The organism is Mobilitalea sibirica (assembly GCF_015999265.1).
In the GTDB taxonomy this organism is placed as follows: domain Bacteria; phylum Bacillota; class Clostridia; order Lachnospirales; family Lachnospiraceae; genus Mobilitalea; species Mobilitalea sibirica.
Genome location: NZ_JAEAGR010000010.1, coordinates 32729 through 45968, shown reverse-complemented (window position 1 = coordinate 45968; position 13240 = coordinate 32729). Strand labels below are relative to the sequence as shown.

General features: G+C 41.4%; 14 protein-coding genes. 6 read left to right on the top strand and 8 right to left on the bottom strand.

All coding sequences use genetic code 11. The features are described from left to right. Positions 1-89: 89 nt before the first annotated feature. The 6 genes from I5677_RS10355 to I5677_RS10335 form a co-directional block, all read right to left on the bottom strand. Complete coding sequence (locus I5677_RS10355; protein ID WP_197661517.1) at positions 90-2342, bottom strand: phage/plasmid primase, P4 family; 2253 nt, start codon at positions 2340-2342, stop codon at positions 90-92. Continuing rightward, a complete protein-coding gene (locus I5677_RS17570) occupies positions 2339-2500 on the bottom strand; it encodes a DUF7768 domain-containing protein (RefSeq protein ID WP_456299360.1) in 162 nt (53 codons plus the stop codon). The genes I5677_RS10355 and I5677_RS17570 overlap by 4 nt, the downstream gene beginning before the upstream one ends. Positions 2501-2572: 72 nt before the next feature. After that, entirely contained in the window at positions 2573-3595 is a 1023-nt protein-coding gene (locus I5677_RS10350) for a site-specific integrase (RefSeq protein WP_197661516.1), read from the bottom strand. Further along, entirely contained in the window at positions 3582-4583 is a 1002-nt protein-coding gene (locus I5677_RS10345) for a tyrosine-type recombinase/integrase (RefSeq protein ID WP_197661515.1), read from the bottom strand. Before I5677_RS10345 ends, I5677_RS10350 begins: the two co-directional genes overlap by 14 nt. Further along, positions 4570-5805 (bottom strand): site-specific integrase, encoded by a 1236-nt coding sequence (locus I5677_RS10340; RefSeq protein ID WP_197661514.1) that lies wholly within the window; start codon positions 5803-5805, stop codon positions 4570-4572. Before I5677_RS10340 ends, I5677_RS10345 begins: the two co-directional genes overlap by 14 nt. 92 nt (positions 5806-5897) lie before the next feature. After that, positions 5898-6254 (bottom strand): DUF7768 domain-containing protein, encoded by a 357-nt coding sequence (locus I5677_RS10335; RefSeq protein WP_197661513.1) that lies wholly within the window; start codon positions 6252-6254, stop codon positions 5898-5900. A gap of 309 nt (positions 6255-6563) precedes the next feature. On the opposite strand from I5677_RS10335, the gene I5677_RS10330 reads away from it, so the two are divergent. The 6 genes from I5677_RS10330 to I5677_RS10305 all read left to right on the top strand — a co-directional run bounded on the left by I5677_RS10330 (position 6564) and on the right by I5677_RS10305 (position 11332). Continuing rightward, the gene (locus tag I5677_RS10330; RefSeq protein WP_197661512.1) at positions 6564-6728 is read left to right on the top strand and encodes a hypothetical protein; all 165 of its coding nucleotides are present in this window, start codon (positions 6564-6566) and stop codon (positions 6726-6728) included. Continuing rightward, entirely contained in the window at positions 6721-7071 is a 351-nt protein-coding gene (locus I5677_RS10325; protein ID WP_197661511.1) for a DNA ligase, read from the top strand. Before I5677_RS10330 ends, I5677_RS10325 begins: the two co-directional genes overlap by 8 nt. After that, complete coding sequence (locus I5677_RS10320) at positions 7064-8179, top strand: DUF2800 domain-containing protein (protein ID WP_197661510.1); 1116 nt, start codon at positions 7064-7066, stop codon at positions 8177-8179. The genes I5677_RS10325 and I5677_RS10320 overlap by 8 nt, the downstream gene beginning before the upstream one ends. Before the next feature lie 13 nt (positions 8180-8192). Continuing rightward, positions 8193-8756: a DUF2815 family protein gene (locus I5677_RS10315; RefSeq protein WP_197661509.1), complete on the top strand. Its 564-nt coding sequence runs from the start codon at positions 8193-8195 to the stop codon at positions 8754-8756. Positions 8757-8825: 69 nt separating this feature from the next. Continuing rightward, positions 8826-9353 (top strand): NUMOD4 domain-containing protein, encoded by a 528-nt coding sequence (locus I5677_RS10310; protein WP_206762694.1) that lies wholly within the window; start codon positions 8826-8828, stop codon positions 9351-9353. Further along, the gene (locus I5677_RS10305) at positions 9350-11332 is read left to right on the top strand and encodes a DNA polymerase (protein WP_334298797.1); all 1983 of its coding nucleotides are present in this window, start codon (positions 9350-9352) and stop codon (positions 11330-11332) included. Before I5677_RS10310 ends, I5677_RS10305 begins: the two co-directional genes overlap by 4 nt. A 49-nt stretch (positions 11333-11381) precedes the next feature. Here the strand turns inward: I5677_RS10305 and I5677_RS10300 are convergent, their stop codons facing one another. Together I5677_RS10300 and I5677_RS10295 are read right to left on the bottom strand one after the other, a co-directional pair. Beyond that, entirely contained in the window at positions 11382-12008 is a 627-nt protein-coding gene (locus I5677_RS10300; RefSeq protein ID WP_197661507.1) for a helix-turn-helix domain-containing protein, read from the bottom strand. 410 nt (positions 12009-12418) lie between these two features. Further along, on the bottom strand, positions 12419-12928 hold the full coding sequence (locus I5677_RS10295; protein WP_197661506.1) for a helix-turn-helix domain-containing protein: 510 nt from the start codon (positions 12926-12928) through the stop codon (positions 12419-12421). Positions 12929-13240 lie beyond the last annotated feature (312 nt).

The following is a 13240-nucleotide window of genomic DNA, read 5'->3' as shown; positions in this document are numbered from 1 at the left end:
CTATAACTTTATATATAGGCTATTTTTTTACCCCTATAAGAAAGTTTATATATCAAGTTCCATAGACCTCCACACATAGTTAAAAAGCCTTATACTTCAAGGAATTCCGGCTTCAGCTTTAGTCCCAGAATTAGATTATTATCACGGGTTCTTTTACGGTCAAATCCGGCTGTTTCCAGCGCTGCATAGAAATCTGCTGTACCGCGAATAAACTCACCCACCTGCATGCAATAAGTGCGGTATGAGCTATAAACTTCACTAGACTTTGCACTATAAGAATTATCCACTTCGCAGCAGTCAGTTAGATAATGTGAAAGCCAATCATTATTTTCCTTATATGACTGAATTGCAGCCTTTACCTTCTCTGGTGCTTCAATCTTGAATTTATGTCCGATTACCTTCGTAGCACCTTCAATCACCCAAGAAAGAATTGCGCCTCCTGCATTTTCAAGTAAATAATCTGCATAGTTCTTCACATCTGCGTTGCCTTCTATCTTTGCACTAAAAGGAATTACAATCAGACGACGCCAGGTGCCTCTATCGATAGCGCCTACTTTAGGAAGGTGGTTGGTATAAAGCACCAGTGTATGGCTTGGAATATAGCTGAATGGATCCTTGTACTTCTTCTCTGCGTAAATTTCATCGGTAGAACACAACTGTTTCACATTTGATGTATTTAGGCGCATTCCTTCCTCCATCTCAGCAGCAATTATCAATCTCTTTCCCTTTGCTTCAGCTAATTCCGGCTTTACATTTCTACGGCATCCAACTGTCAACATATCAGCAGAAATATTACCGCTGTAAGAACCAAGTACTCTAGCAATTACATTCCAGAAGGTTGACTTACCATTACGACCTTCCCCATAGGCAATGATCAACGCTTCCACATATACTTTTCCTATGGCAGCAAGGCCTACAATCTCCTGAACATAATGGATGAGATCTAAATCGCCACAGAAGAATGTATTCAGAGCTGCTTCCCATAGATCTTCTCCTTCCGTACCAGGATCCACCATTGTCTGTTTTGTAATAAAATCAAGTGGATCATGCTTCATAACAGAACCTAATCCTTTACGTAGGTCATATGTTCCGGATGGTGTATTTAATAGAAACTCATCCGCATCCAGATTACATTGCTCTATCTCCAACATTGGGCGAGCTTCTTTTAAGGCAGATGAGATGTATTTGGAATCGCGACGCTTAATGGCATAATTGCGATAAAGCTGTGCGGTCTGGTATTTCTCAAAGGAATGCCTTTGCTGTTCATTAAAAGCTGATGCTGCTTTCTTAGGTCCCATTGCAACAAGCATCTCCCAAGCACCATTTTGCAGCATTTCATTCGTAGCCTTCTGCATCTCTGCTTCCGCTTCCTCCAACTGCCTTGCTGTTAGTTCCTGTGCCACTGCCTGAGACTTTGGCTTTGACTCCTCCCAGTAGCTTCCGTTGTAGACGATGTAATCTGTGGATGGCGAATAACGTAAACTCTCCAAATATTCTCTTGATAAAACAATCGCCTGACCTACATCGGAAAAATCGTCCGGCTTTAACTTCATATCTGTGTTGTACTGTTCTGGTGGAATGTAGCTCTCCTGAGAAGATACATATTTCCCAAATTTTACAGCACTGTTCCATATAGTCTTTAATTCTGTTTCTTCCAAAGGTGGATTGCACTTCTCTGCCTTCTTTAGAAAAATAGCATATGCCTCATCGGTGTTCCCATAACGAACAACGAGTTTACCTGCTATACCCGACATCGTATTGTTTCGATTTCCTTCTAGTACTTCATCCTGCGAATTATCCCATTCTTCAAATTTATTATCTTGCAGAAAGTCTACAATACTTTTATCTCCTCTGTAGAGTTCTACCTCAGCATTGGCTGTTCCAAATAAAAATCTTGCGCTATCAAGAGCATTGTTATCAAAATAAGGGAAACACGATGTGATCTCCTTTTTTAACGCTGAGTATACTTTTGCATCTGTTACTGGAGGTATTGGAAAGAACACGTGAAATCTTGGACGTGGTGACCTACTGTCCTTCTGTAGCATATTGCTTCTACTATATACAACAGCAAAAGCAACATTAGGGAAGGCAAACGCAACTTCTAGTGGTGTTACCCAGTCATCCGGATTATCTGAATGATCATTATCACAATCGAGAGGTACATTATCTGCCTGAATGAAATTCATGCTGCTACGATAATTACCCTTATATTCTGCCGAAACATGGTCATGTGTAGCCGCTTGCTTCAAAGAGACTTCATCTGTAATAACTGTCTTATGAGGATAAACGCAATTTGTTTGGCTCCCCACACTGTCTGATGTATACAAAGTAAATTGCTTCATCTGGTCACCTCCTTAAAGTCCTCCGTAAAATAACGGATTCTCATGCGTTTTCGTTTGGCTCTTAGAATTTCAGCTGCCATACCTTCCGATATCCTTCCTCCAAACACCCACTTATGTGAAGCTTCACATAATTGGGTTAATGTAAAGAGATTTGTTATGAAAAGTAGAATCTTAAAGCCTGTTGAAACACAGGCTTTGAGGCAAGAAAACTTCGCATAATAATTGATGATTTACACATCCTTTCCTAAATTTTTGAGCCAGTTTAATAAATCCTGATCCTTCGCCCATGGCGGGATAGAGCTTGGCAGTTTGGTGTCATCAGCTTTTTCCAACGCGGCACGCTTCATTTTTGTATCGGCGCGGGCATAGACACCCGTTGTCGCGACATCGACATGCCCCAAAATATCTCGAATATAAATAATGTTAACGTCAGCCTGCAGCAAATGCATAGCTTTGGTATGGCGAAGCATATGCGGGGTCACCTTCTCCGGAATCAGTTGATTGTAGGTTCTCGCCATCTTTGCGTATTTGTCCAAAAGATATGCGACACCAGCACGGGTAAACTTCTTTTTTTGATTGTTGGTAAACACCGGATAATCTAGCTTGTCTGGTGTTCTCAGGTTCATTTCAGCAAGATATTGGCGCAGTAAATCAACCGTCTTTGGCAGCAGAGGAACTTGTCTTGATTTATCACCCTTGCCCGTCAGGGTGATGTGGGCCGGATTTTCAAGGCGGATATTTCTAACCGTCAAATCCACAAGCTCTTGTACCCTTGCACCGGTATCATACAGAACGCTCAGCATAACCAAGTCGCGCCTTCCGTAAATGGACGAGGTATCGGGTTGTTCCAGTAGAAGTTTCAACTCATCTGCGGAAAGATAGCTTACTACGGGTTCTTTTGCCTTTTTGAATGGTATCGCGAGAATTTTTTGCAATTCAAACATGTGTCGCGGCGATTCAATCTGAACATATCGGACAAAAGAGCAAATCGCAGCCAGCCGTTGATTTCTGGTTGACACGCTACACTTTCTGTCGGTCTCGATCCATTTCAGATAAGCGGTAACCAGATCACTGTTGAAGTCGGCTAAGGAAAGCCTGTCCGCTCTGATTCCTTTCACATCCCTGCAAAATCGCAGAAATAGGCTGAACGTGTCGCAGTAAGACGATATTGTATGAGAACTCATGTTCCTTCCCCGTGGCAAGTAGACGCCCAGAAAGTCAGACAGATACTTAGAAAAATCAGTTGTTTTCATAGACATCACCTGCCTTTGGGATAACATCACTAAACTGTTCATTAAGGGAATCAGTGATATGCTCAAACAGCTCGGATGTCAGTCTGAGATAATATTGAGAACTCCGCAAATCACAATGTCCCATGTATACAGCTAAGTAAGGAAACGCCGTTGTTATATCTGTGCTATTTTGGGACCATTTTCTGAGGCAATGGACAGCGAAGGTATGCCTCATGTCATGCATCCTGGGGCCTTTTCCTTTGCCGCCGTAAGGAATTTTCGCTTTTCTCAGACTTTCGTGAAACATTCTGAGAAAAGCGCCTCTGCTGTACATCCCGCCTTTGGAAGGTGCGAAGAAAAAATCATCCGGATTAGAATGCTTATGGACTTGGCGGCTGTAATCCCTGCAACGCTGCAACAAGGACGGTGCCATAGGAATGAGTCGACTTTTTCCCAGTTTTGTAGCATTAATCGCAAGCGTACCCTTTTCTAAATCAACATCACGTACTCTCAGCTTTCTTCCCTCTGATTCTCTCAACCCGCAGCCGTAAAGCATTCGGAAGAAAACCGGAGCGGCAAGACTGCGATTGCTCGCGGAACTACGAGGCAGATTGTCCGTTGCCGTAAAAAACCTTGCCAATTCCTCGTTTGTGTAGATGTATGGAATGTAATCCGGCGGTATAGCTCTTGTGACGGTGATGGGCGGTATATACGCTTCGTAACCGTTTTTTACCATAAACTGTCCCAATTGCTTTATCAGGTTGGCGCGCTTTCGTTGGGTCGTGGGTTTTTCATTTGGACGGCTGTCTATCCACATATTCACAAGCTCTTTTGGGAGTGTGTTTGGTGGACAGTTTTGCGTGGAGACAAATCTGTCAAAGCTACGCAGATGCTTCGACTGGTCATTAAAGACGAATCCGATTGCCCTTTGCTGTGCGATGAATTTCTCTATACATTCGGATATAGGGCTGGAGAAGGTGAATTCCATGTATTTTTCAGGAATTTTCACTTACGAACACCTCCTCCGGGTCCAGTGCGCATTTCAACAGATTGTTCATGTCAATCGACAGATACACACTTGCGGAGTTTAAGTCGGCATGTCCTAAAATGCTTGATATTGTGGATAACGGCACATCTCGCTCCAAAAGCCTGCTCGCCATCGTGTGTCGCAACGAGTGCAATCCGTGCGGGGTTCCGTTTTTAACGCTGATTCCAGCCAGATTCATATATTTGTACACGATGCTGGTAAAATCATGCATCCTGTCATATGGCGGAACATGCTTCAAAAAGACATGAGGGCATTCACTTACAGGCCGGCCATATTTGAGGTAATCAATAATAGCCAACCCTACATCATCCAACAAGGGTAGCGTGACATTCTTCCCGGTTTTAACCTGAACAAGTTCAATGTAATTTCTTTCCCATTTCAAATCGCCAAGCTTAAGGTTTTGAACATCGCTGTCTCTCAGACCGAGCTTGGTCACAAGCAGCAGTACTGCATAGTTTCGCTTCCCGATAGGATTCGCCCGGTCAACCGCTGCCAGCAACTTCTCCACGTCCTCTTTGCTCCAAATGAACGGGATAGATCGTGTTTGACGCGATAAATGCCGGGGCACAGCAATAGATAAATCCTTTTGATGGTATCCCTTCTGATGCAAAAATCTGAAAAAATGCCGCATCGAACCAAAGTAAGACACTATGGTTTCTGAGCAATACCTGAAAAGTGTGGCGGCAAATCCGGTGATGTGTGCTTCAGTCACTAGATCAAGCCGGGTGATTTGATTTACCGAAAGGAACTCCAAAAAACGCACAATATTTCTGGTCACAACATCTACGCTTCCTTCTTTCAAGCCCAATTCGGCTAAATACTTTGAAAAATCGGGCATTACCGGGGCAAATATTTCGGGCGGTTGCATTTTCTTGCTATTGAGCCGCTCATGCATGATTACCCCATGTAATTGATAGTGTCCCAACACCCTGACCATTCTTGGCGGCTGGACTATTCTGTGCTCTCGCTCCAAATATCCATGTTCGTATTTGTAATGGTCCCGCAGAAATTGCTCTCCAAATTCTTCCGAGAAATATGCAACACCTTTTTCAGCGGCATATTTCAGCAGATTTCTCCATACTTTCGAGTAATTCTCAACGGTGAAGTGACTGTACTGCAGCCGGATCATTTCGTTCCTTGCCATATCCACAAGTTCGGATATGGTGTGTCTTTGTTCGCTCATAACAAACCTCCATTTTTTTAGTCAAGTCATATCGCTTGCATTTTCATTATACAGGTTTGTTATGCGAAGTTTTTGAGACTTGTTTATTGATTTTACAATACTTTAAGGGAGTGATTTGACATAATGAAGGACTTTACATTAACCCACAACTCTGCACATCTTCCCAGCAGTACCATGTTCATGAACATTGCCAATTCCCTCTCGGTGGCTTCATCCATAAATTGCGGAAACAACAGATGTGGGGCAATTGGTATTACTCCCATGTTTACTGCAAATCTGCTATACTCTCTGGCCTTCATTGTATTCCATTTCTCATTTCCAGCGTAAGGAGAGCAGATATAAACAAGTGGTCTGTAATTACTCTTTCTTTCTTCACGCTCTATGCCATTGATCGCTTCAAAGGGTACAGGGTCTTTGTAGCCTTCTGAGTTATAAAAACTGATTCCCAAAGGTTTCACCTCCTTAAAAATACTCGAGGACAAAATATCCCTCTAACTTCCTAAGGACAGAACCTTCGTTTTTGGACGGACACTTTGCAAACTTTTTATTTCAGAATCGCTTCCTTTATATAAGCCAAAAACCGAGTAGAAAAAGCTTCGAAACTATCCGTCCATTTATTTGTTTTCTGTCCTTAGGAAGTTGGAGGGATATGAGTCAGAAAAGAATTTCAAAAAGATTTAAGATTACCCGTCCAAAGCTCAGACTTTTGTCCTTAGGAAATTGAGAGGTAATAAACCCTCGGAAAGGCGGTGCTAATTATGCAGTCTGAATCAACTGCAGGTGCAGATAGCAAGCAGGACATCGGTTTAGATGAAGAACTTGCTGATGTACTAATCGCAATTAGTGTTATTTCAAAGCGACTTGCAAGGAAATTAACCGAGCAAAAACAAGCAAACAAGGAAGGAGAAAACAAGCATGAGTAAGATGAACGAACTATCCGCGGAACTTGATGAGTTAAAAAGATGTGGTGAAATCTTAATTGGAATTTCAGATACTCTAAGAGAACTTTTTTCTACGGATGTAGAAGAAAAAGCTACAAGTAAGTCTAAGAATCAGAAGGCTACGACAAAAGTACCACCAGAACCTGCAAAGAAATCAATCTCTCTTACGGATGTCCGAGCAATCCTTGCGGAGAAGTCCCGCAGTGGATACACAGCCGATATCAAAGCACTACTTTTAAAGTATGGAGCTGATAAACTGTCCGACATTAATCCGACTGATTATGAAGCTTTACTCGCAGATGCGGAGGTGTTTGGAAATGCCTAAGCATGCATTACTCTCCGCTTCATCCAGTCACCGATGGCTGCAATGCCCACCTTCGGCAAAGTTATGTGCTGAAGAAGATAACAAATCCAGTCCTTATGCACAAGAGGGTACCGATGCACATAGCCTCTGTCAGTTTAAATTAGAACAGGCACTCGGCATAAACTCAAAAGACCCTACGGAGAATTTGGATTTCTACAATGGAGAGATGGAAATCTGTGCTGAAGAATACGCTTCATTCGTCATTGAGCAATTGGCGGAAGCAAAGCTCTATTGTTCTGATCCTGTAATCTTAATTGAACAGCGTCTCGATTTCTCTAAATATGTAGAGAATGGATTTGGAACAGGTGACTGTGTAATCGTTGCTGATGGTATTCTTCAAGTCATCGATTACAAACACGGACTTGGAATACTGGTGTCAGCTGAAGAGAACCCACAGATGATGTGTTATGCTCTTGGAGCTATTGAACTCTTCGATGGTATCTACGATATCGATACCGTTAAGATGACAATCTTCCAACCACGAAGGGACAATATCAGCACCTACACCTTGTCAAAGGAAGAACTAATAACTTGGGGTAATGAAGTACTCTCCCCTATAGCAAAACTGGCCTATGCAGGTGAGGGTGAATTTAAGGCCGGTGACCACTGCCAGTTCTGTAAGATTAAGGCTACCTGTCGTAAACGTGCCGAGTACAACCTTGAACTAGCAAAGTATGACTTTGAGATGCCTTCCAATTTAGATGACACAGAAATAAGTGTTATTCTCACCAAGGTAGATAACCTTGTCACCTGGGTCAATGACATAAAGGAATATGCATTACAACAAGCACTTAGTGGCACAAAGTACGATGGCTTTAAAGTTGTTGAGGGACGCTCAACCAGAAAATACACCGATGAACAGGCGGTTGCAGATGCAGTTACATCAGCAGGTTTTGACCCATACGAAAATAAGCTCTTAGGTATTACAGCCATGACTTCAGTTCTTGGCAAAAAGAAATTCGAAGAAGTTCTAGGAAGCCTTGTAATCAAGGCTCCAGGTAAACCAACTCTTGTTCCGGAGAATGATAAGCGTCCGGAATTTAACACAGCACAAATTGATTTTAAATAAGGAGGACAATAATATGTCAAACGTAGCAAATCCAACGAAAGTGATTACCGGTCCACAAACAAGATGGTCATATGCAAATGTATGGGATGCAAAGTCAATCAATGGAGGTACACCGAAGTATAGCGTTAGCCTTATAATTCCAAAGTCTGATACCAAGACAGTTGCGCTAATAAAGACAGCCATTGAAGCAGCGTATAAGGAAGGCGAGTCAAAGTTAAAGGGTAATGGTAAAACAGTTCCTGCTCTTTCCGTTCTTAAAACTCCTCTTCGTGATGGCGATGTAGAAAGACCAGATGACCCTACTTATGCAAATGCATATTTCATCAATGCCAATAGTGCTACTGCACCGGGTATTGTTGATGCAAATTGCAATCCAGTCCTTGACCGTTCTGAAGTTTATTCAGGAGTATATGGTAGAGCTTCCATCAATCTGTATGCTTTCAATTCAAATGGAAATCGTGGAATTGCGTGTGGTTTAAATAATCTACAGAAGATTTCAGACGGGGAACCTTTGGGCGGCAAATCTCGTGCAGAGGATGATTTCTCTACAGATGACGATGATGATTTTCTTTCATAGAAGTAACCCATTAATCTCTGACTTGGGCGGTGGCTATGCTGCCGCCCTTTTACATTAAGGATGGTGAATATGATAGAAGAAATATGGAAAGACATACCTGGGTTTGAAGGAAAATATCAGGCAAGCACAATGGGACGTATTAAAAGTCTAGATCGGTTAGTTAGGGGTAAATGTCATTTCACAGGACATGATTTTTACAGAATGATTCACGGCAGAATCTTAAAGCCAGGACGATTCTGTAAAAGTGGTCATGTTTCTGTAGTATTAGGACGTGGTGGCATTGGGAAACCAGTACATCAATTAATTGCATTGACCTTCTTAGGTCCTTGTCCTAACGGTTGTGAAGTTCTCCACGAAAATGGTATTCCTACCGATAATCGTGTCTGCAATCTCCGATATGGTACACGTACAGAAAATATTCTTGATGTATATAAAGATGGGGGGCGATGGAGAAAATTATCGACTGACGATGTTGAAAATATTCGTTTTGGCTTATCCTGTGGAATTACAGGAGTTGAGCTTGCTAGTATGTATGGTGTTTCTTCATCAACAATATCTCGCATCAAATTAGGGAGGAGTTTTGGATGGCTGAAATAAAATATATGAGTTGCGATATCGAAACATATTCTGATGTGGATCTAAAGAAATGCGGTATGTACAAATATGCAGAGTCACCCAACTTTGAAATACTTCTCTTTGCTTACTCCATCAATGGTGGTGAGGTTGTCGTTATCGATCTAGCTAATAATGAGAAAATTCCTACAGAGGTAATCATTGCTCTATCAGACAAAGAAGTTATAAAGTGGGCATATAATGCTGCTTTTGAACGTATCTGTTTGTCTGAATGGCTTAGAAGAAATTATCCTGAATATTTCAGTAGCTACAGTACCAGTGAAGACACGGTCGATAATTACCTGGATCCATCCTCGTGGAGATGCTCGATGGTATGGTCGGCATATCTTGGATTACCATTATCTCTTGAAGGTGTAGGAGCAGTTCTTGGATTGGAAGAACAGAAAATGAAAGAAGGAAAAGACCTCATCCGCTATTTTTGTGTTCCATGCAAGCCTACGAAATCAAACGGTGGTCGGACTAGAAATCTTCCTATGCATGACGAAGATAAATGGAATACATTCATCTCCTACAACCGCAAGGATGTTGAAGTTGAAATGTCTATTCAAAAGAAGTTAGCCCATTTTCCTGTTCCAGAGTTTGTTTGGAAAGAATATCATTTAGACCAAAAGATAAATGATAGAGGAATTGCTATTGATATGGATATCGTAGAACAGGCGATTATGATGTATGAACGTTCCAAAGAAGAACTATCAGAAGAAATGAAGAAGTTAACTAATCTGGATAATCCTAATTCAGTAATACAGATGAAACAATGGTTATCTGACAATGGGCTGGAGACTGAAACCCTTGGTAAAAAAGCTGTAGCAGAAATGCTAAAGGATGCTCCAGAGGAACTAGCTGATGTTCTCATTCTCCGTCAGCAGCTTGCCAAGTCAAGTATTAAGAAATATCAGGCGATGCAAAATACCGTATGCACTGACAGGCGGGCAAGAGGAATGTTCCAGTTTTACGGAGCAAATCGTAGTGGCCGATGGGCAGGTCGTATTATTCAATTACAAAACCTCCCACAAAATCATATGCCGGATTTGGAGCCAGCCCGTGAACTTGTTAAAAGCGGTAACTTTGAAGCTTTACAAATGCTTTATGATTCTGTCCCCGAAGTATTATCGGAGCTTATCCGCACCGCTTTCGTGCCCAGACCTGGATATAAGCTTGTTGTGGCAGATTTTAGTGCAATTGAAGCAAGGGTGCTCTCATATCTAGCACAGGAGTCGTGGAGAAATAAAGTATTTGCAAATAATGAAGATATTTATTGTGCAAGTGCTTCTGCAATGTTTGGTGTTCCAGTTGAAAAGCATGGTCAAAACAGTCACCTTCGCCAAAAAGGTAAAATAGCGGAACTTGCTCTTGGATACGGCGGTTCGTGTGGTGCTCTTAAATCCATGGGAGCCTTAGATATGGGAATTACTGAAGAGGAATTACAACCCCTGGTTGATGCATGGAGATTTTCAAACCCCAATATTGTACAGCTTTGGTGGGACGTTGATACGGCTGTCAAAACAGCAGTTACGCAGAAAACGACTACCGAAACCCATGGCATCTATTTTATTTATCAAAGCGGTATGCTCTTCATTAAACTTCCTTCCGGAAGAAAGCTGACTTATGTAAAGCCTAAGATTGGTATAAACAGATTTGGTGGAGAAGCCGTAACCTACGAAGGTATCGGGGCAACAAAGAAGTGGGGGCGAATAGAATCATACGGTGCTAAATTTGTAGAGAATATCGTTCAAGCTATTTCAAGAGATATCCTTAGCTATGCGATGCAAACCCTCTCCCAATCATTCATTTGCGGCCACATTCATGATGAATTAATTATCGAATGTCCAGTGGAAGAATCTTTGGATTTTATCTGTGAACAGATGGGAAGAACTCCTCCATGGATAAAAGGTCTATTATTAAGAGCTGATGGCTTTGAGACTGCGTTTTATAGAAAAGATTAAAACGGAATGGTAGCAACACCGATTCCATATAGTGCTGCTACCATTTGAATTAAATCATGTTATCAAGTAAATCAATTACAATTGCTTTAATTTTCGTCACCTTATCTGTGACTGTGCTCTTTCCCATTCCAATCTCATCCGCAATTTCCCTATGGCTAAATCCATCAGATAATAACTGAAGTATCTTACCGTAGTTAGGGTCGATCTCATTTACGCGATTAATGAGTTCATTTAACATACCCAAATAGATATCTGCTGCACCATATGTGGTTGGTGCTACAGCTTCGAAATCTGACTCTTCTCCATCTTCATTTTCTGCTGACAGGCAACTGAAGGTTAATGTTCCGAAATTCTTCTTGTCCAATGAAATGGCGTATGGACACTGACTGCATTTATTACTTTCTGGGCAGCGAATCAGTTTTCCTTTTCCATTGCTTACCTCGCAGCGTTTGTCACGATCCTCTGCTTTAAACTCTGCTGAATAGGAACTCATTACAGCATCGTACTGTGCCTTAGTTCCTGGAACTAACACCACATCCACTAATCTGTTCCCTACTCTCCATTTTCTAATCTGAGATTTCTTAACACCCGCGATCATCCCATGTTCTTCGATTGAATCCCTATCAATAATCATTGGGATTAATACCTGTTCCTCTTGATTTACTCTGATTTCCATAGATTGTCTCTCTTTCCGACCGAGAGAGACTGAGGTAAGGGAGATACCTTTTGACCTTGGATAGAAGTATCCCAAGACCAGGCATTAGAAAAAGAGCGCAGGAAATTATAGGGGTACTTCCATCTGCTTTTCCATAACTGTCATAATGGCAGCTACTTCTAAAGCAATATGGTCATATCCACCTTCCCAGCGCTCTGTCAGGTCTATATGAATTTTTATTTATGCTCTAATTTTAAAGTGTGCCAGCTAAAATTGCTCGGACATGGGATGTCCTATTTTTGCTGACACAGCAATAAAAAAAGAGCCATGAAAACAAGCTTATTTTCATGACTCTTTTTTTTTGATTGCTATTGTTCTTGAATAACGAATACAGACAGACATGGCATGTTCGACCACAACAATAAATTTTATTATGTTATTCTATTCTGCCGTCCAAGTTGCTTTAAATTCTGTGCTTCCAGCATATCATTACACTCATGAATAGATTTTGTGTAACAGGTATTCAACAGGAATTGATACATGATGTGTTGCTCTGTCATCATAAAAGATTTACCCGATGCCTTTAACAAACAAGTACTTAATACAGGTGGTAACTGCATACCAATCGACAGCTGTACCACTGTTTCTATTGTAACATTGTCTGGCTCTGCATTTCTTAATCTTTGAATCGTTTTCTCACTAATGCTTGCTGCACCTGCCAGTTCCTCCTCAGTCATCCCAGACCAATCGATTAAAGCATTCAGTGTCCCTGAAAACGTCACTGGTAGCATTCTAGCCACATTCAGTAACTCTGTATTATATTGCTTTATCATATTTGCTTGGTTTGGCTTATCCTTAATGTCAGATGAGTAATGGGCTTCAAAAACTATATTTGAAGCAGCATTCCTAAATAGAACACATCCTGCAAAACCCCTCTCCATATTTGTCCAGAGATTGAATCTTCAAATTGAAGACTTGGCAACATTCATCCCTATGGAATCAGGCATAATCTGTTAAAACAGTCTGACCTTCTTCTCTATGGGTATGTAATTAGGGTGTTTAAAGCAAAAATGTGAGTCTACAGGCAAAAAATTTCCTCTTTCCAGTTCCTTCTTAAATTCTGATTTGAGCGTACTTTCAACTAATGTATCCTTTATACTGATGGAAAATGTCTGGTCTTTCCGAATATATCCACTATTAAAACAGTGCGGTCTGACATAATGACCATCAACATAGGTAAACACACTGATTGC

Coding starts and splice junctions, on each gene's coding strand:
- I5677_RS10315 (WP_197661509.1), top strand. CDS start 8,193: ATGTCAAACGTAGCAAATCCAACGAAAGTGATTACCGGTCCACAAACA.
- I5677_RS10340 (WP_197661514.1), bottom strand. CDS start 5,805: ATGAGCGAACAAAGACACACCATATCCGAACTTGTGGATATGGCAAGG.
- I5677_RS10295 (WP_197661506.1), bottom strand. CDS start 12,928: ATGGAGAGGGGTTTTGCAGGATGTGTTCTATTTAGGAATGCTGCTTCA.
- I5677_RS10310 (WP_206762694.1), top strand. CDS start 8,826: ATGATAGAAGAAATATGGAAAGACATACCTGGGTTTGAAGGAAAATAT.
- I5677_RS10330 (WP_197661512.1), top strand. CDS start 6,564: ATGCAGTCTGAATCAACTGCAGGTGCAGATAGCAAGCAGGACATCGGT.
- I5677_RS10300 (WP_197661507.1), bottom strand. CDS start 12,008: ATGGAAATCAGAGTAAATCAAGAGGAACAGGTATTAATCCCAATGATT.
- I5677_RS10320 (WP_197661510.1), top strand. CDS start 7,064: ATGCCTAAGCATGCATTACTCTCCGCTTCATCCAGTCACCGATGGCTG.
- I5677_RS10325 (WP_197661511.1), top strand. CDS start 6,721: ATGAGTAAGATGAACGAACTATCCGCGGAACTTGATGAGTTAAAAAGA.
- I5677_RS10350 (WP_197661516.1), bottom strand. CDS start 3,595: ATGAAAACAACTGATTTTTCTAAGTATCTGTCTGACTTTCTGGGCGTC.
- I5677_RS10355 (WP_197661517.1), bottom strand. CDS start 2,342: ATGAAGCAATTTACTTTGTATACATCAGACAGTGTGGGGAGCCAAACA.